Source organism: Ruegeria sp. AL1 (assembly GCF_056540905.1).
On record NZ_JBQFXP010000004.1, the window covers coordinates 151,417 to 169,760 of the forward strand.

Sequence of the window (18,344 nt, forward strand, 5' to 3'; positions counted from 1 at the left end):
TGCGATTTGACGATATGCTGATCTGATGAGACACGGGGCCTGAATCGGAGGGCATCATGGCACCATTAGATACCAAGCCATCGGGCGCACCTAAAGGCGTCTGGAAGTCAGGTAAAGGCAAGGGGCGGCACACGCCCAAAGGCCGTCAGTTCACGGATGAAGCACAGGCGGAGATTGCGCGCCTGTTGGGCGACCGCCCGCGTCGCCGCGATCTGTTGATCGAATTTCTGCATTTGATTCAGGACGAACACGGCCATATCGGTTCCGACCACATCGCCGCTCTGGCTGTCGAGATGCGCATTGGACAGGCCGAGATCTATGAGACCGCGACCTTCTATGCCCATTTCGATGTGGTGAAAGAGGATGAAACGCCACCGCCTGCACTGACGATCCGTGTCTGCGATTCTCTCTCCTGTGAAATGGCCGGTGCCCAGCAGCTGAAAAAAGCGCTGGAAGACGGGCTTGATCCATCACAGGTGCGTGTCCTCCGCGCGCCCTGCATGGGGCGCTGCGACACTGCTCCGGTACTCGAGATTGGCCACAATCACATTGACCACGCGACCCCGGAAAAGGTGCAGGCCGCGATTGCTGCCGAAGACACCCATGCTCATGTGCCGGAGTATGAAGCCTTTACCGATTATGAAGCCAACGGCGGTTACGCCAAGCTGAAAGAGCTGCGCGCGGGCGGCGACTGGGAGAAGGTGCAGGAAGACGTCCTGTCCTCGGGCCTGCGCGGTCTGGGCGGGGCGGGCTTCCCGTCCGGCAAGAAATGGGGCTTTGTTCGCATGAACGAAGGCCCGCGTTATCTGGCCGTCAACGGGGATGAAGGCGAGCCCGGCACATTCAAAGACCGTTACTATCTGGAGCGCACGCCGCATGTCTTCCTTGAGGGCATGCTGATCGCCGCTTGGGCGGTCGAGGCTGAGACCTGCTTCATCTACATGCGCGACGAATATCCGGCGGTGCTTGAAATCCTGCGCCGTGAAATCGCCGCGTTGGAGCAGGCCGGGATTGTTGAGTCCGGTTATATCGATCTGCGCCGGGGGGCCGGTGCCTATATCTGCGGTGAAGAATCCGCGATGATCGAGTCGATCGAGGGCAAGAAGGGCCTGCCGCGTCACCGTCCTCCGTTCGTGGCGCAGGTTGGCGTGTTCAACCGTCCGACTTTGGTGCACAATGTCGAGACGCTCTATTGGGTCACCAAAGTGTGCCGCGAGGGGCCGGAATGCCTCAACAGCAACGAAAAGAATGGCCGCAAGGGCCTGCGAAGCTATTCGGTTTCGGGCCGGGTCGCGAAGCCCGGTGTCTATCTGCTGCCCGCCGGATCGACCATTCTGGACGTGATCGAAGCTGCCGGAGGTATGGTCGAAGGTCAGACGTTCAAGGCGTATCAGCCGGGTGGGCCCTCGTCGGGCCTGCTGCCCGCGTCGATGGATGATATCCCGCTGGACTTCGACACGCTGCAACCGCACGGAACCTTTATCGGCTCTGCCGCCGTCGTGGTTCTGTCCGATCAGGTCACGGCCCGCGATGCGGCTCTGAACATGTTGCGGTTCTTCGAGGATGAAAGCTGTGGCCAGTGTACGCCCTGCCGCTCGGGCTGCGAAAAGGCGGTTAAGCTGATGCAGGCCGACAAGTGGGACACGGATCTGCTGGAAGATCTGTGCCAGGTCATGGGCGATGCCTCGATCTGCGGTCTGGGGCAGGCGGCTCCAAACCCGATCCGCCTTGTCATGAAACATTTCGCTGACGAAATCTGAAGGGAGACAGAGCCATGCTAGACGCAAGCCCAACCAAGACCGTCACCTTCAACCTGAACGGCGAAGATGTCACCGTGCCCGAGGGCTGGACCATCTGGGAAGCCGCCAAGGGGCAGGGGTTCACCATCCCGCACCTGTGCCACAAACCGCAGCCGGGTTATCGCCCCGACGGCAACTGCCGCGCCTGTATGGTTGAGGTGGAAGGCGAGCGTACGCTGGTCGCCTCGTGTATCCGCCCTGCCGCAGACGGTATGGTGGTAAAAACCGACAGCGACCGGGCCGAGAAATCGCGCGCCATGGTCATGGAACTGCTGGTCGCGGATCAGCCGAAAGAGGCGCACGATACCTCAAGCCATTTCTGGGACATGGCCAAGCTGAGTGATGTCAGCGACAGCCGGTTCCCGGCGAAAGAGGCCGAGAAAATTCCGCTGCTGGATGACAGCCATGTTGCGATGCGGGTCAATCTGGATGCTTGCATCAACTGCAACCTCTGCGTCCGCGCCTGCCGCGAGGTTCAGGTGAATGACGTGATCGGCATGGCCGGTCGCGGCCATACCGCGCAAGTGGTGTTCGACCAGAACGATCCGATGGGCGATTCAACCTGTGTGGCCTGTGGTGAATGCGTTCAAGCCTGCCCGACAGGCGCGCTGATGCCCGCCACTGTGTTGGATGACCAACAGCGCGGAGACAGCAAGGACTACGATTCCGAGACCGAAAGCGTCTGCCCGTTCTGCGGTGTGGGCTGCAAGGTCTCGCTGAAGGTCAAGGACGGCAAGGTCAAGTATGTCGAGGGCATCAACGGCCCCGCCAACGAAGGCCGCCTTTGCGTCAAAGGTCGGTTCGGCTTTGACTATATCCATCACCCGCACCGCCTGACCAAGCCGCTGATCCGGCGCGAGGACGCGCCTGCCAAGGGCCTGAATGTCGATCCCGCGAACCTGTCGACCCATTTCCGCGAAGCGACCTGGGAAGAAGCGATGGACCTGGCCGCCACCAAGCTGAAAGCGATGCGCGATGAAGACCCGCGCAGCGTGGCCGGCTTTGGTTCGGCCAAATGCACCAACGAAGAAGCCTATCTGTTCCAGAAGTTCATCCGTCAGGGCTTCGGCCACAACAACGTCGACCACTGCACCCGTCTGTGCCACGCCTCGTCTGTGGCAGCCCTGATCGAGAACACAGGCTCGGGCGGCGTGACAGCGGCGTTTAACGACATCAAGGATGCGGATGTGGCGATCATCATCGGGGCCAACCCGATCGAAAACCACCCTGTCGCGGCGACCTATTTCAAGCAATTCGCCAAGCGTGGCGGCAAGCTGATCGTGATGGATCCGCGTGGCGTTGGCATGCGCAAATTCGCTGACGAAATGCTGCAGTTCCGTCCGGGCGCGGACGTGTCGATGCTCAACGCGATCATGAACGTGATCGTGGAAGAGGAGCTGTATGACAGCCAGTACATCCACCGCTGGACCGAGAACTGGGAAGCCGAGAAAGAGCATCTGCGCCAGTTCACGCCCGAAGCGATGGCCCCAATCTGCGGTATCGAACCCGATCAGCTGCGCCGCGTCGCTCGGACCTTCGCGCAGGCCAAGGCTGGTCTGATCTTTTGGGGTATGGGCGTCAGCCAGCATATCCACGGCACGGACAACTCGCGCTGCCTGATCTCTCTGGCTCTGATGACCGGAAACGTTGGCAAACCCGGCGCGGGTCTGCACCCGCTGCGCGGTCAGAACAACGTGCAGGGTGCATCCGATGCTGGCCTTATCCCGATGTTCCTGCCTGACTATCAGACTGTCACCGACGATGGCATCCGCTCCAAGTTCAACGAGGTCTGGAATTCGGACGACTTCTCGAATGAAAAGGGCCTGACCGTCACCGAGATCATCGACCAGATCTATGCGGGCAGCATCAAAGGTATGTATATCCTGGGTGAAAACCCGGCTATGTCGGACCCGGATGTGAATCATGCCCGCGAAGCGCTGGCGAAGCTGGACCTGATGATCGTTCAGGATATCTTCCTGACCGAAACGGCAAACTATGCCGACATCATCCTGCCTGCCTCGGCACTGTATGAAAAGAACGGCACCGTTTCGAACACCAACCGCCAGGTGCAGCGGGTGCGCCCCGCCGTGACGCCTCCGGGTGAGGCGCGCGAGGATTGGTCGATTACCGTTGAACTGGCACAGCGGATCGGACTGAACTGGGACTATACCGATGTGTCTCAGGTCTTTGCCGAGATGAAGTTGACGATGAAATCGCTCGACAACATCACCTGGGACCGGCTTGAAACCGAGACGATCACCTATCCGTCCCTGTCCGATACCGATCCGGGCCAGTCTATCGTGTTTGGCGATGGCTTCCCGCGCGCGGGCGGCAAAGCCAAGTTCACCCCGGCCAGCGTCATCCCGCCGGATGAGGCCCCGGATGAGGAATACCCGATGATTGCCACGACGGGGCGGCAACTGGAACACTGGCATACCGGGTCGATGACCCGCCGGTCCAACGTTCTGGATGCTGTGGAACCGGAGGCGAACTGTTCGATGAACCCGCGTACGCTCAAGCTGATGGGGATCGAACCGGGCGAGACGATCCGCCTGACGACGCGCCGCGGCTCGATCGAGATCATGGTACGCGCCGACCGGGCGATTGCCGAGGATATGGTGTTTATCCCGTTCGCCTATGTCGAGGCTGCGGCGAATATCCTGACCAACTCGGCCATCGACCCCTATGGTAAGATCCCCGAGTTCAAGTTCTCGGCCATCCGTGTCGAGAAGATCGAGGACGCCATCGCGGCGGAATAAACGACTATACAGCCAAAATGAACAGGGCGGCCTTATGGCCGCCCTTCGTTCTTTTTGGATTTCCCAAACGCTAGTAATCCCGACCGAAGAAAATGCCGATCCCGGTTTCACCCTGACCATCCACCGTTCCCTTAACGGTGAAGCTGTCGCTTACGTCGAGGTTCAGGTTCACCTCGGTGTTGCCCTCGGTGTTGACGGTGAAATCGGTATAAAGATTGTCGCTCAGATAGGCGCCCGCGCCAAGACTGCCTGCGCCGCCTTCGGATGCACCAATGTCTATCGTGTCGACACCGGTCGCCTCGCGCACGCCTTTGGTGGCATCTCCTCCGGCCCCGCTGAGCTGTGCCAGAGAAGCGGCCATCTGAGCGATGACGAAGGGCGATAGTTCCGAGAACCGGTTGCCGAACAGCAGCATTGCCAGAGCTTCCTCGGTCGGGCGTTCAGGATCCGAGAACACGTCGATCTCGGGCGCATTCAAAGGGCCGACAATTTCGATGGTTGCAGTGCCGTCCGAGGTGCTGGTGGACGAGGCAAACTCGATAAACGGCGTCAGGTCGCCCTGCAATGAGACGATCCCCTTGGTCAAAGCCAGACGACGGCCCAGAATGTCGAAGTTCCCGCGGATCAGTTCGATCTGACCGGACGGGACCACAGCGGTCGACGTACCGCCGATCTGAATGCGCCCACCCAATTCTGCATTCACGCCGCGCCCCCGGACAAAAACCGCCTTGGGAAAAGAAAGACCGATGTTCAAAGCAATCCGCGAGTCGCTTTTGGTGGTCTCTTCGTTCGCCACCAGGTTTGCGCGCTCCCGCGTGACAAAACTGGCATTGCTCTCGTTGATATGCTCGATCTCGGGGATAGGGGCCGCGCCAATCGCGCCAGTCGCTGCGGCGAGGTTGATGTTGGTTTCTCCGAAATTGATTTGCCCCGCCAAGCTGCTGTTCCCCGCCAGCGCACCCGTCAGGGCGATCTGGCCGTTCAGGATCGTTTCGTAAAGCAGCTTGTCTGTCAGAACCAGATCGTTCAGCGTGGTGGTGATCTGCGCGTTGAAAGGCGGCGTCAGATCCACCGGTCCGGTGATCGTGAACCCGCCGCCCGCGCGCACGCCGCCCTCCATCGAAATGGTAGCGCGGCTTTGTGCAAGGTCGATGGAACCGCCGATACCGGTAATGGTCTGGCCAACTTCGGGCAAAGCCAGAGACGTGCCCGAGGTTGTGATAGTGCCGCTGAGCGCATCCAAAGACGGTGCACCTTTCAGCGCCATGTCAAACCGGACAGCCCCTTGCAGGGTGTTGGGTGAGATGAAGGCGTTCGCCAAAGCAATATTCGCGCCCCCTTGCAGTTTCAGATCAGCGGTGCCTTCAGCTTCATTGAAGGTGCCGTTGACCGTACTGTTGATATTCGCAGGACCCTGAGCCGAGGACTCAATCGTCCACACCCCGTTTTCCCTACGGGCGGTTCCGTTCGAGGTCACTGTGCCGGGAAATTCGGGTGCAAACCGCTCGATCCGGTTCAGCCGGGCGTTAAAGGTCAGGTCTGCATCGCCATTTGCGTCCACGGCTCCGGTCAGGGCCGCGAACGAGCTTTGGGGGCCATCGACCCGGATTTCACCTTCTACGCCCGACCCGGTCGGGGCTGCATTGCCCGACAGGCTCAATGGCCCTGACATGACCGGAGACAGGCGTCCCAAATCGTCCAGGCGCGCGGTGAAATCCAACCCTCCGGCGCTGCGATCCAGATGTCCTGACGCGTTGGCGGTCAGCGCGGTGCCGGTCAGTTGGAATGTTCGGATGACGATGCCCTTTTCGCTGTCTTCTCCGGCATCTACAGTCAGCGTCGTGCGCCCCTTTATCACGGCGTCCAACGGTTTGATCCCGGTCGTGATATCATCGGCAACGACGTTGCCCTGAACGTCGAAATTCGTGCTTCCCTTTGTGCCGTAGCCTTCCACATTGCCCGAGATCGACCCGGCCAGATCGCGACCGGCCAGCGCCGAGAACAATGACAGGTCAGGTGCCGAGACCTGTGCTTTGCCATCAACGGCAAAATTACCCGTCGGGTCATCGATGGTTGCGGCGACCTGCGCGGTCAGCGCGTTGCCATTGACGGTGGCGTTGCGAATGGTGATCTGATCGCCCTGACGCGCACCGTCCAGTTCGATCAGAACCTGACCCGCCAGTAAGGGATCGAACTCGGCAAGCCCGGTCTGCAGATTGTCGCCGGACAGCTTTGCCGTTCCATCGAATTCAAGCGATTGCGCATTGCCGGACCCATCGACTTCGGCCTCGACGGCACCCGACAATTGCTGTTTGGCCAGTCCCGAGAAAACTGACAGGTCTGGCGCACTGACCTTTGCGTTGCCATCAAACCCGATCTTGCCTGTCGGGTCCTCAATCGTGGCTGCAACTTGCGCGGTCAGGACCTGCGCATTGATCTTTGCATCGCGAACAGTGACCGTTTCGCCCTGTCGTGCGCCGTCAAACTCAACCAGAACATCGCCTTCCAACAGCGGGTCGAACTCTGCCAGCCCGGTCTGGATGTTTTTCCCCGATACACGCGCAGTTCCGTCAAATTCCAGCGTTTGTACCGTTCCCGTACCGTCAAGCTCGGCCTCGACCGCGCCCGAGAGATCTTGCTTGGCCAGTCCCGAAAAGGTCGACAGATCATCCGCCTTGACGCTGGCCTGACCATTTATGGTCAGGTTCCCGTCCGGGGTGGTGACGTCTCCGCTGGCCTGCGCGGTGAGCGTTTCGCCCGTGATCGTGAACGTGCGGATCGTGATGCCATCAGCGCCGCGTTTCGCATCCAGAGTGATATCGGTTTCACCTTTGATGACCGGGTCGATGTCGTCACGTCCGGTGACAAGGTCGCGCCCGGCGACGGTGACCGTGCCGTCGAAACTCTGCTCAAGCGGCGACCCGACGCCCTTGATCTGAACCGAGGCAGAGCCGCCCAGATCAAGCCCGGCGATATCCGAAAACCGTGTTAGATCACTGGCGTTCAGCGCGGCCGATCCATCGATTTTCAGACCGCTGGCCAGCCCGCTGATCAGCGCATCAGCCGTCAGGTCATAGTCGCTGCCACCCAGCTCGACGCTGGACAAACGCAAGGACTGGTCGCTGCCATAGTCAAACTGACCGTCCAGCGTGATGCGATCCCCTATGGCGGTGTTCAGCGGCGGGTCGGACATATCGATCCCGTCCAGTGCCGCCTGAATGTCGCCATTCAGTGCCAGCCCGCTGCTTTGATCCAGCGTGCCCTGCCCGCTGATCCGGGCGTGCTCAAGGGTGACCTGTGGGGTCGAAACCTCATTGGCTGTCAGACTCAGATCCCACAGGCTGCCATTTCGGGCATCAAACAGGGCCGAGATTTGCGCGGCACCGATGGATGTGTCGCCGCCACTGACAGGCAAGACCACGGTTTCCCCATCTGGCGGCGTGATCCGGCCCTGAAGCGCCAGCAATTGCAACGCCCCTCCGGCCGCAAGGCTCAGCTGGCTTTCCAGTTTCAGCGCCTCGGACGTGATTTCAATGTCGGAAATCTCCAGCGCGCCTTCGGGTTGGGTCCGGCCATCAACAAACAGCTTGGTGTCGGTGCCAAAGAACGGGTCCATATCCTCGGTCAGAAATGGCGTCAGATCGCCCCCCAGATCGGCGGTAAAGGCGATGCCGTCGCTGGCGCTTGCTGCTGCTGTGGGGGCCGAACGCAACCGCACCTGACCCGTCACGCGTAGCTGATCGTCACTGCTGAGCCCGATATCGGCGGTAAAATCCGACACTGGCCCAGATCCTTTGGCCGTCAGCGCGATGGGGGGGCTGTCCGGAATACCCAGCGCGGTCGAAATCAACCCGCCGGAGGCTTCGGTCACAGTCAGGTCCAGATCGATCTGGCTGCTTTCGTTCTGAAAACCGGCGGTCAGATCGATCGTGTCACCTGCACGGTCTACACGGTCGATGTCCAGTTTGGTATCCAGCGTCCCATCTGCCAGATTTAGGTTACCCTCGACTTTCAGATCGGCGGCAACCCCGATCAACGGCTGGCCCAGCGAAAGATCATCAATCCGAAGCTCGCCAATCTCGATGGCGACCGGCAGTTCCGGTAACTGAAAAGGCTGCGTCTCCGCCGAAGGCGGCGGGGCCTCTTTGGTTGTTGTGCCCGGAGCCCGCGCAATGTCGATTTCCTGCGCCACCAGCGCATTGACCGAGAATCTGCCGCGCAACAAGGCCAGCCGGTTCCAGTCCAGTTCGGCACCTTTGATGGTCAACCAGACGCCCTGATCATCGGCGACGGTGATCTCTTGTATCGTGGCGCGGGAACTCAGCGCACCCTGCAGACCGACCACACGTACATTCTGGTCATCGCCCGACAAGGTGTCCTGCAGGAACCGTTCGATCATGCTGCCACCTTCTTCGTCCTGCGCAACGGCAGGCAGAGGGGCGATGATCGCTGTCGTGGCGATCAGCAGAGGATATGCAGTGCGACGCATCAAAACGCTTGTCCGATCCCAAGGTAAAACTGCAGACCTTCACCCGTGTCGCCCTGAACCGGCACGGCCAGGTCGAACCGCAAGGGGCCAAACCCACCAAGATCATAACGAACCCCGATCCCGGCGCCAGAGTGTTCCTGCGACCCGCTGCCAACGAACGAGGACAAATCAACCGCGCCGTAATCGTAGAAGCCGACCAGAGACAGGCTGTCGGTGACACGCCCCCGCACTTCTCCGGACAAGCCCAGGAAGGACAATCCGCCTGCCACTTCGTTTCCGACCGGAATCCCGAGGCTTTCAAACGGCTGGCCGCGAACAGTGCCCGCCCCGCCGGAATAGAACAGGAAGTCCGGAGTGACCCCATCTATGGACGGCCCGAACACCGAACCCACCTGAATGCGTCCTGCAAAGACAATGTTGCCGTTGCCGCCAAGGCTTGTATAGGCACGTGCGTCCGCGAACAGACGCATACCGGTATCCGTGCCCGAGAGCCCCACGAAAGGCATCGCCTGTGCGTCCAGATAGTAGCCCCTGGTCGCGCTGACCTTGTTGTCGCGCTGATCCCATTCGGATCGGAAAGGCAGGATGAAATACCTGAATTTCCGCCCCGATCCAAAGGCATCATCCGCGTCGGACAATTGAAACCCAGCCGAAGCTTCGGCGTATAGCCTGTCGGAAAACGTGCGCCGCAAACCATAGGCCAGCGATGCAACGGACACGTTGTAGTTTTCGGTGTTGCGCCGTTCCAGCAAGGCATTCCAGAAGGTGTTGTCATCCGGTCCAAGCCGGTCGGGCTGATCCAGGCGCAGGCCAATCCGACCGTCAAGATTTTCAGTGCCACCAATGTTGCGTAAGGCTAGTTCGAACCGCAGCCGCTGGGCCCGGCGAAAGACGTTGCGGTGGGTCCAGGTCGCGGTCAGGTCGATCCCCTCGCGCGAAGCGACCTCGGCCCCGAACGTGATGCGGCGCGGCGGAAGGTCCTCAAAAGTGGCGTCGAAATCCAGCGTTCCATCCGGGTTGGGCGTTTCGCGTTCCTTGAGCGAAACCAGGCTGAATGTTCCGGTCCGGCGAAGCCGGGTGCCAACCTTCTGCAGCTGCTCGGGGGAATAAACCTCGCCCGACGGAAAGCCCGCAATCTTCTCGATTGATCGGTGGAGCACTTTCGTGTCGCCCTGAATGATCATCTTGCCAAAGGTCAGCTGTGGCCCGGGGTCCAGATCAATCGTCGAGTCCAGTTGTGCCTGCGCATGCCGGGCGATGACCGTCTGATCCGCGACCACGGCTTTGGCGTGGCCTGCGTTCCGCCACCCCAGAACACCGTCCGACGCGGCCTGTTGAATGGCGCCCGTTGTGGCCAGCTTACCGCTTGCATAACCTTCGGGCAGCGTTGTCCCGGGGGCGACGGGTTGTACGACCGCCGTGCCAAACTTGTATGTCGGTCCCGGTGTTACGCGGATCACCGCGCGTTTGAACTGAGCCGGAACCTCCAGCGAGTTGATTTCGGCAGCTTCCTGCCCGTCCAGTTTGATACTGACAACGGGTGCAAAATAACCCTCGTCATACATGATCTGCACGATGGTACGATAATCGGACAGGGCGGCCGACAAGACTTCGAGCGGAGTATCCAACCCGCGAGAGTCCGCAGTCAGGACGGATGACGTATCCCGGAGTCGTTCAACCAGATCTTTGGGCGCCCCGCGTGCCGTCAGCCTGGTTTCAAGCGCAGCGGCAATATCGGGGGACAGCACCAGCAATGCGCCCAGAACCAAGCCTTTCAAAAGGCGACGCGGACTGCCCCAGGTCATCATATGGTTCCAACTGCCCCAAGCCGAAATCGTTGTGCTGCGTGTCATACCTCGCAGCTTATTGATTTCATGTTAGAGCATCTGATGGCGATCAGGCAAAGACCTTAAACGGGGAAAAGCGGTGTTTTGGGACCCGCTGTGTTCGCCACGCCCCGCTTTCCTAGAGACCGGCGTTTCTGATCCACCGGACAATGGCCTGGCGGTCTTCGGGCTCCATGAAGGTGACGTTGGCCGGTGGCATGGCATGGCTGACACCGGATTGCAGGTAGATTTGCCGGGCGTTTCGCGCGATATCGCCTTCGGTTTCCAGCAAAACGCCTTTGGGGGCCCAGAGTATACCATCCCAGACAGGCTCGCGCGCATGGCACATCGAGCATCGACCCAGCACAATGTCATGCGCCTCTTCAAAGCCTTCGGCAGATGCGAATTTCTGTTCGAACGGGGTCAGGGGCTGCGCTTCGGCCTCTTCCAGAGGCGCATACATCGGCGCAGTGGACAGCCACATGATGGCTATAAACAGCAACGCCGTCACCGCCCATGTCCATGTCGGGTTGCCTGCCCGCGCGTGGCGGGTGTTGAAGTAATGCCGGATGGTGACACCCATCAGGAACACCAGCGCGGCGATGATCCAGTTGTACTGGGTCGCGAAGGCCAGCGGATAATGGTTCGACAGCATCAGGAACACGACCGGCAGCGTCAGGTAATTGTTATGGGTCGACCGCAGCTTGGCGATCTTGCCGTATTTCGGGTCCGGTGTGCGCCCGTTCTTGAGGTCATCGACCACGATGCGCTGGTTCGGCATGATGATGAAGAACACGTTTGCGGTCATGATTGTGGCCGTGAACGCGCCCAGATGCAGCATCATCGCGCGCCCGGTGAAAATCTGGTTGTAGCCCCAGCCCATGACCACCAGCAGCGCGAACAGCAGAACCATCAGCAGGGTCGGGCGTTCGCCCAAGCCGGATTTGCACAGGTAGTCATAGATCAGCCAGCCGATGGTCAGTGACGCGGCCGAGATCAGGATACCCTGCCACAGCGCCAGGTCGGCCTTTTGGGCGTCGATCAGATACAGCTCTCCGCCGACCCAATAAACGATCATCAACAACGCGGCACCACTGAGCCAGGTGGCATAGCTTTCCCATTTGAACCAGGTCAGATGGTCCGGCATCCGTTCTGGCGCGACCAGGTATTTCTGGATGTGATAGAAGCCGCCGCCATGCACCTGCCATTCCTCACCATCCGCCGGGCCGGGGATGTTGCGGTTCAGGCCAAGATCCAGCGCGATGAAGTAGAACGATGATCCGATCCAGGCGATTGCGGTGATGACGTGCAGCCAGCGCACGCCAAAAGCCATCCAGTCCCAGAACACGGCGAAGTCGTACATGAAAGCTCTCTCCGATCAGTTGCCGTCACACTAGGCAAAGGGGCTTTTCTTCGGTATTCCCGTATATTGTCAAACTGTATCAAAAAAAACGATAAGATGTCCTATCTCGACAATATCCGCACCTTTGTTCGCGTCTATGATCTGGGCAGCATGTCTGCTGCCGGGCGCGATTTGCGAATTTCGCCGGCGGTGACCTCGGCGCGGATTTCGCAGCTTGAGGATCATCTGGGCGTCCGCCTGTTTCAGCGCACCACGCGGAACCTGTCTCCGACCGAGCAGGGCAAGGCGTTTTATCCCGGCGCGGTCGCTGTGCTGGATGCGGTGGACGAGGCCGAGGCGCAGGTCACCCATCTGACCGAAGCGCCGCGCGGGTCGCTGTTCGTGGCCGCGCCTCTGGGGGTGGGGCGGCGGTTGCTTGCGCCGCATGTACCTGATTTTCTGTCTGAATATCCCGAGATCGACGTGCGTCTGCGGCTGACAGACCGGTCTGTCGATCTGACCACCGAAGGGCTGGATCTGGCGTTTTTCATTGGCCAACCCGAGGACAGCACCTTGCGCATCCGCAAGATCGCCGATTGCCAGCGCGTGCTGTGCGCAGCGCCGGACTATACCGCGCGACGTGGCATGCCAGCGACCGGAGCCGAGCTGATTGCCGACAAACACGAATGCCTGAACCTGCGCTTTCCGGGCGCGACCGAGTTTCAATGGATGCTGGAAACGCCCGAGGGGCCGAAACGGTTTGCGGTATCCGGTCGGTTTGAATGCGACGACGGGGATGTGCTGACCGACTGGGCACTGTCGGGGCAGGGCATTGCGATGAAGCCGGTTTTCGAAGTGGCAGATCATCTCAAGGCAGGGCGCCTGGTGGCCGTAGCGACGCAAACTCCGCCTGTTCCGGTCCAGATGGCGTGCCTTTACACGCACCGGCGGCATCAGGATCCCAAGGCGCGCCTGTTCATGGATTTCATGGTCGAGCGGATCGGTAAGGTGGTCCGCGCCTCGGAGCAATCAGCCTAGGCGACCTCCCGCCCCTGTTTGTGCCGTTCCGGCCCTTCACAGCGTTGGGCCAAGCGCCGCGGCAAAGCCGCGGCGCGGTTGCGCATTGAATTACAGGTGCGCGTTCATCCAGGCGGTACCGCAGCGTGCCCGAAGGGCGCGCTGCCTGGCCCAACGGGAGGTGGCCCCGACAGGGGCTTCCGACGGGCGGGAGCGCGCCGCTCTAGCTTCCGCGATAGGTGGAGTAGCCGTAGGGCGACAGCAGCAAGGGCACGTGGTAATGCGCCTGAGGGTCTGACATGCCGAACCGAATTGGCACCTGATCCAGAAACAGGGGATCATCCCCGTCCTGACCAGATGCACGTAAGTAGTCCCCGGCGAAAAAAACCAATTCATAAGTGCCGGTTTCAAACATATCCTGCGGCAGGATCGGCGCGTTGGTGCGCCCGTCCGCGTTGGTCTCGGTCTCGGCAAGCTTCGTGCGCGTGTCGCCCGAAACTCGGTAGAGCGTGATTTTCAGCCCTCCGGCCGGGCAGCCGCGCGCCGTGTCCAGAACATGGGTCGTCAGATAACCAGCCAAGAAAACCTCCTGATTGTATGTCGCGTGAAACAGGTCCTGACCGCGCCGGGCGGGCACGTCGCCTTGTCTTTTTTGTTTGACACAGTCTGTGACAAACCCGGAAGCATTGGGAATGCCGAAACAGTTGGAAACAGTGTTCGGATTGATTTGATAATCCCGCCTCTGTTTCTGGGTTAAGGCTAGTAAAACGAACTGGCCAGGATGACTGATAAGATGACTCCCCCTCGCTATCCCCGCGACATGATCGGCTATGGTGCCAATCCACCGGATGCCCAGTGGCCAAACGGGGCCCGGCTGGCTGTTCAGATCGTGCTCAACTACGAAGAGGGCGGCGAAAACTGCGTGCTGCATGGCGACGCCGCCTCCGAGGCCTTTTTGTCCGAAACCGTCGGTGCGGTGCCATGGCCGGGGCAACGCCATTGGAACATGGAATCGATCTACGAATACGGCGCGCGGGCCGGGTTCTGGCGGCTGCACCGGTTGATGCAAGACCTGCCGATCACGGTTTACGGGGTCGCGACGGCGTTGGCCCGCTCGCCCGATCAGGTCGCGGCGATGACATCGGCAGGGTGGGAGATTGCCAGTCACGGTCTGAAATGGATCGAGCACAAGGATATGCCTGAGGACGAAGAACGTGCGCAGATCGCCGAGGCCATTCGACTGCATGCCGAGGTTGTCGGTGACCGCCCGCGCGGCTGGTATACGGGGCGCTGCTCGGAAAACACCGTGCGTCTTGTTGCTGAAGAGGGCGGTTTTGACTATGTGGCCGACACCTATGCGGACGATCTGCCCTACTGGATGAACATCGCCGGGCGAGATCAGTTGATCGTGCCCTATACGCTGGATTGCAACGACATGCGTTTTGCCACTCCGCAGGGATTCAACGCGGGCGACCAGTTTTACACCTATCTCAAGGACAGCTTCGACGCGCTTTATGCCGAGGGTGAGGCGGGTGTCCCCAAGATGTTGTCGATCGGTCTGCATTGCCGTCTGATCGGGCGGCCCGGGCGGGTCATGGCCCTGAAACGGTTTCTGGATTATGCGCGCGGTTACTCGGATGTGTGGTTTGCCACCCGTCTGCAGATCGCGCAGCATTGGGCGGCATTGCATCCGCCGGTGGCACGTGAAAAGCCATCCGGTATGCAGCGTGATACCTTTGTCGCCGCCTATGGCGGTGTTTTCGAACACTCAGCCTGGATCGCCGAATGTGCATTTGCGCTGGAACTGGGTCCGGCCCATGATACGGCGGGCGGTCTGCACAATGCGTTGACCCGCGTGTTCCGTTCGGCCTCGGAGACCGAGCGGCTGGGCGTTTTGACCGCGCACCCCGATCTGGCAGGCAAGCTGGCGCAAGCCAGGCGGCTGACGCAGGAGAGCACCGCCGAGCAGGCATCCGCGGGGTTGGACGCGTTGACAGACGCGGAGCGCGCGGCCTTCACCGATCTGAACACGCGCTACACTCAGAAATTCGGATTTCCCTTCATCATAGCGGTCCGGGATCACGACAAGGCCTCGATCCTGCAGGCGTTCGAGCGGCGGATTGAGCAAGACCGCGACACCGAGTTCGCCGAGGCGTGCCGTCAGGTCGAACGCATTGCCGCATTCCGTCTGCAAGATGTGCTGCCGTCATGAAACAAATCGCGACCGCACCGCTGACGTCGGATGCCTTTGCCCTGTTCGGAGACGTGATCGAGATCACGGGGCAACCGGACAAGATCATCAATCAGGGCCAATGCGGGCGTTTTCACGATCTGGCGCAGATGGAGTTTTCGGATGGCCGAGCCGGGATCAGCCTGTTCAATGCAAATCCGCGACTTTTGCCGTATAAGCTGGACATGGTCGAGCGCCATCCGCTGGGCAGTCAGGCGTTCATTCCCATGACCCATCAGCCCTTTCTGGTGATCGCCGCACCTGACGAAAACGGGAAGCCCGGGCAGCCGCAGGCATTCGTAACCTCGCCGGGTCAGGCGATAAACTTCCACCGTGGAACCTGGCATGGTGTTCTGACACCTTTGCATGGTCCGGGCCTGTTTGCCGTTGTTGACCGGATCGGCGCAGGCGCGAACCTAGAGGAGTTCTGGTTCGACGCCCCGTTCGAAATTGTCTCTCGCTGAGGGGTTGGACTATCCGGTGTGGCTTAGCTGGCCGCCATAAGGCGGGCGACATCCAGCATCCGGGCCGAGAATCCCCATTCATTGTCGTACCAGCCAAAAACCCGCACCTGATGCTTTCCGATCTGACGGGTCTCGGGGGCGGCAATCACCAGCGATTCCGGCCGCGTGCGCAGATCGCTTGAGACCAGAGGTTCATCTGTCCAGCCCAGAACCGGCGATCTGTCGACCGCGTCGCGCAAGGCCGCGTCAAATGCTGCACCTGACATCCCGCGCTCCAGCGTCACGATCAAATCAACCGCTGAGACGCTGGCGGTCGGAACCCGAACCGCTGCGCCGGAAATCCGGCCCGCCAGATGGGGCAGAACCTCATCAATCAGATGCATGGCGCTGGTGGTTGTGGGCACCATCGACAGCGCACCGGCCCGCGACCGGGCCAGATCGCCGCGCGGCGCATCCACCATAGGCTGGCTGTTGGTGTAACAATGGATCGTCGTCATATGACCGGACGCGACCCCCCCTAAACCGTCCAGCACCTTGACCAGCGGTGCCAGCCCGTTTGTGGTGCATGATGCATTGGATACAATCCGCGCGTCGTCCAGCTGATCCTCGTTCGCGCCAAGGACAATCGTGACTTCAGTCGCAGGCGACGGGCCCGAGATCAGGACCTTTGCGGCCCCGGCAACCAATCCCTGTCGCGCCACATCCGAGGTTCGGGCAACACCGGTACAATCCATCAGCACATCTACGCCTGACAAATCCACCTTGCTCAGGTCCGGACTGTGGGTCATCGGGATAGAACGCCCATCTACCCGCAGATGGGCCGTGCCTTGTTCCACACCGCCGGGATAGGGGCCAAAGGTGCTATCGTATTTGAACAGATAGGCACAGGTGTCCAGCGGCGCGATGTCGTTGATCAGTGCCAGTTCGACATTGCTGTTCTGCGGCAGGGCCATCAGCTGCCGCAGAATCGTGCGGCCAATCCGGCCGAATCCGTTGATTGCAAGTTTCATAAGCACGCTATGGCAGCGGGTCGGTCAGACCTCAATGCCGCTTTCAGTCAGGGGTCAGTTGCAGCTGACCTGAGAAAAAAACTGCCCCGAGATGTTCTGATACATGCTTGAGACAATCGGCTTGCACCCGGTCGCTTCCTGAATCGCGGCAATCGCCTGAACGGTGCGCAAACGGGGCGGCGGGCCAAACGGGTTGAGATTGTTGTTGTCGCGTGTGGCCCTGTAGATGACCGGCGCGTCCGAGACCTGCGTCACCGCCCAGGTGCGGCTCATGACGAAAACCGATTTGGTTTCTTCCTTGGCCGCTACCGGCGTGGCATCAAACGCCAATGTTCCGATTACAGCTGCCAATGCCACAAATGCTCCGCGCAGTACCATCACAATCTCCGATGCTAAAACTGCTGTTATTTCAACAGATTCCCGGGCTCATGTGAACCCCTGCCGGTCAAAGGGCCTATCTGTGGGCCAGTGACAGCGGCATGTGCCGGTTCACATCCTTGTATAGCAGATAGCGGAAACGCCCCGGACCGCCCGCATAACACGCCTGCGGGCAGAATGCGCGCAGCCACATGTAATCGCCGGCTTCAACCTCTACCCAATCCTGATTCAGGCGATAAACGGCCTTGCCTTCCAGCACATAGAGCCCGTGTTCCATCACATGGGTCTCGGCAAAGGGAATCACCCCACCCGGTTCAAATGTCACGATGTTGACATGCATGTCGTGCCGCAGGTCTTGTGGATCCGCGAAACGGGTGGTGGCCCAGCGACCCTTAGTATCGGGCATTTCAACCGGCTGGACATCTCGTTCATTGGTGATGATTGGATCGGGCGCGGGCAGGCCGGGGACGGTCTCGTAGGCTTTTCGGACCCAGTGAAACCGCGCGGTCTGGGTGCCCCTATTGCGCAGGGTCCATTCCGCACCCGGCGGAAGGTAGGCATAGCCGCCGGTCTCAAGGACATGAACCGCACCGTCCAGCGTCAGCGTCACTGCTCCTTCGACCACGAACAGCACGGCCTGTGCGCGCGCATCTGTTTCCGGCCGGTCGCTCCCGCCGCCGGGTTGTACCTCCATGATGTATTGCGAAAACGTTTCGGCAAAGCCGCTGAGCGGGCGCGAGAGCACCCAAAGGCGCGTGTTCTCCCAAAAGGGCAGATAGCTGGTGACGATGTCGCGCATGGTGCCCTTGGGGATCACCGCATAGGCGTCGGTGAACATCGCGCGGTCGGTCAAAAGCTGTTCCTGACCGGGGTGACCGCCTGACGGGGCGTAGTAACTGGGAGTTGCCATCATCTGCCTCTGCTTCAAGTTGCCAGCACTATGAGGGCATTGGATCACCTGTCCTAGGGTCAGAGTCGCAATAGGTTTGTTCGGGATAATTTGAAGGTGACCCGGTCAGGGGTTGGCCCT

General features: G+C 60.4%; 12 protein-coding genes. 5 read left to right on the plus strand and 7 right to left on the minus strand.

Features of this window, described 5'->3' with window-relative positions; genetic code table 11:
- Nucleotides 1-56 precede the first annotated feature (56 nt).
- A complete protein-coding gene (locus ACRZ9X_RS08070; RefSeq protein ID WP_480517595.1) occupies nucleotides 57-1,760 on the plus strand; it encodes an NAD(P)H-dependent oxidoreductase subunit E in 1,704 nt (567 codons plus the stop codon).
- 14 nt (nucleotides 1,761-1,774) lie between these two features.
- Complete coding sequence (gene fdhF / locus ACRZ9X_RS08075) at nucleotides 1,775-4,558, plus strand: formate dehydrogenase subunit alpha (protein ID WP_480517597.1); 2,784 nt, start codon at nucleotides 1,775-1,777, stop codon at nucleotides 4,556-4,558.
- Between the two features lie 70 nt (nucleotides 4,559-4,628).
- Here fdhF and ACRZ9X_RS08080 read toward each other — a convergent pair whose 3' ends face one another.
- From ACRZ9X_RS08080 to ACRZ9X_RS08090, 3 genes are all read right to left on the minus strand, one after another.
- A complete protein-coding gene (locus ACRZ9X_RS08080; protein WP_480517599.1) occupies nucleotides 4,629-9,047 on the minus strand; it encodes a translocation/assembly module TamB domain-containing protein in 4,419 nt (1,472 codons plus the stop codon).
- Nucleotides 9,047-10,852: an autotransporter assembly complex protein TamA gene (locus ACRZ9X_RS08085; protein WP_480517989.1), complete on the minus strand. Its 1,806-nt coding sequence runs from the start codon at nucleotides 10,850-10,852 to the stop codon at nucleotides 9,047-9,049. Before ACRZ9X_RS08085 ends, ACRZ9X_RS08080 begins: the two co-directional genes overlap by 1 nt.
- A 160-nt stretch (nucleotides 10,853-11,012) precedes the next feature.
- Nucleotides 11,013-12,236 carry a urate hydroxylase PuuD gene (locus tag ACRZ9X_RS08090; RefSeq protein WP_480517601.1) on the minus strand — a complete coding sequence of 408 codons (1,224 nt, stop codon included), beginning with the start codon at nucleotides 12,234-12,236 and terminating at the stop codon, nucleotides 11,013-11,015.
- A 96-nt stretch (nucleotides 12,237-12,332) separates the two neighbouring features.
- On the opposite strand from ACRZ9X_RS08090, the gene ACRZ9X_RS08095 reads away from it, so the two are divergent.
- Nucleotides 12,333-13,253 carry a LysR family transcriptional regulator gene (locus tag ACRZ9X_RS08095; protein WP_480517603.1) on the plus strand — a complete coding sequence of 307 codons (921 nt, stop codon included), beginning with the start codon at nucleotides 12,333-12,335 and terminating at the stop codon, nucleotides 13,251-13,253.
- Nucleotides 13,254-13,455: 202 nt separating this feature from the next.
- Here ACRZ9X_RS08095 and uraH read toward each other — a convergent pair whose 3' ends face one another.
- Nucleotides 13,456-13,812: a hydroxyisourate hydrolase gene (gene uraH, locus ACRZ9X_RS08100; RefSeq protein WP_480517605.1), complete on the minus strand. Its 357-nt coding sequence runs from the start codon at nucleotides 13,810-13,812 to the stop codon at nucleotides 13,456-13,458.
- A 213-nt stretch (nucleotides 13,813-14,025) separates the two neighbouring features.
- Between uraH and puuE the strand changes: the two genes are divergently transcribed.
- A complete protein-coding gene (gene puuE, locus ACRZ9X_RS08105; protein ID WP_480517607.1) occupies nucleotides 14,026-15,444 on the plus strand; it encodes an allantoinase PuuE in 1,419 nt (472 codons plus the stop codon).
- Nucleotides 15,441-15,926, plus strand: coding sequence for an ureidoglycolate lyase (locus ACRZ9X_RS08110; RefSeq protein WP_480517609.1), 486 nt, complete (start codon nucleotides 15,441-15,443; stop codon nucleotides 15,924-15,926). Before puuE ends, ACRZ9X_RS08110 begins: the two co-directional genes overlap by 4 nt.
- Before the next feature lie 23 nt (nucleotides 15,927-15,949).
- Here ACRZ9X_RS08110 and ACRZ9X_RS08115 read toward each other — a convergent pair whose 3' ends face one another.
- The 3 genes from ACRZ9X_RS08115 to ACRZ9X_RS08125 all read right to left on the minus strand — a co-directional run bounded on the left by ACRZ9X_RS08115 (nucleotide 15,950) and on the right by ACRZ9X_RS08125 (nucleotide 18,224).
- Nucleotides 15,950-16,936 carry a type I glyceraldehyde-3-phosphate dehydrogenase gene (locus tag ACRZ9X_RS08115; protein ID WP_480517611.1) on the minus strand — a complete coding sequence of 329 codons (987 nt, stop codon included), beginning with the start codon at nucleotides 16,934-16,936 and terminating at the stop codon, nucleotides 15,950-15,952.
- A gap of 54 nt (nucleotides 16,937-16,990) precedes the next feature.
- Nucleotides 16,991-17,314 carry a hypothetical protein gene (locus ACRZ9X_RS08120; RefSeq protein WP_480517613.1) on the minus strand — a complete coding sequence of 108 codons (324 nt, stop codon included), beginning with the start codon at nucleotides 17,312-17,314 and terminating at the stop codon, nucleotides 16,991-16,993.
- Nucleotides 17,315-17,390: 76 nt separating this feature from the next.
- On the minus strand, nucleotides 17,391-18,224 hold the full coding sequence (locus ACRZ9X_RS08125; protein WP_480517991.1) for a bifunctional allantoicase/(S)-ureidoglycine aminohydrolase: 834 nt from the start codon (nucleotides 18,222-18,224) through the stop codon (nucleotides 17,391-17,393).
- Nucleotides 18,225-18,344: the final 120 nt, after the last annotated feature.

What these genes read in the sequence shown, in the direction of transcription:
- ACRZ9X_RS08095 (WP_480517603.1), top strand. Translation starts at nt 12,333, where the DNA reads ATGTCCTATCTCGACAATATCCGCACCTTTGTTCGCGTCTATGATCTG.
- ACRZ9X_RS08090 (WP_480517601.1), bottom strand. Translation starts at nt 12,236, where the DNA reads ATGTACGACTTCGCCGTGTTCTGGGACTGGATGGCTTTTGGCGTGCGC.
- ACRZ9X_RS08125 (WP_480517991.1), bottom strand. Translation starts at nt 18,224, where the DNA reads ATGGCAACTCCCAGTTACTACGCCCCGTCAGGCGGTCACCCCGGTCAG.
- ACRZ9X_RS08110 (WP_480517609.1), top strand. Translation starts at nt 15,441, where the DNA reads ATGAAACAAATCGCGACCGCACCGCTGACGTCGGATGCCTTTGCCCTG.
- puuE (WP_480517607.1), top strand. Translation starts at nt 14,026, where the DNA reads ATGACTCCCCCTCGCTATCCCCGCGACATGATCGGCTATGGTGCCAAT.
- fdhF (WP_480517597.1), top strand. Translation starts at nt 1,775, where the DNA reads ATGCTAGACGCAAGCCCAACCAAGACCGTCACCTTCAACCTGAACGGC.
- ACRZ9X_RS08120 (WP_480517613.1), bottom strand. Translation starts at nt 17,314, where the DNA reads ATGGTACTGCGCGGAGCATTTGTGGCATTGGCAGCTGTAATCGGAACA.
- ACRZ9X_RS08080 (WP_480517599.1), bottom strand. Translation starts at nt 9,047, where the DNA reads ATGCGTCGCACTGCATATCCTCTGCTGATCGCCACGACAGCGATCATC.
- ACRZ9X_RS08115 (WP_480517611.1), bottom strand. Translation starts at nt 16,936, where the DNA reads ATGAAACTTGCAATCAACGGATTCGGCCGGATTGGCCGCACGATTCTG.
- ACRZ9X_RS08085 (WP_480517989.1), bottom strand. Translation starts at nt 10,852, where the DNA reads ATGACCTGGGGCAGTCCGCGTCGCCTTTTGAAAGGCTTGGTTCTGGGC.
- ACRZ9X_RS08070 (WP_480517595.1), top strand. Translation starts at nt 57, where the DNA reads ATGGCACCATTAGATACCAAGCCATCGGGCGCACCTAAAGGCGTCTGG.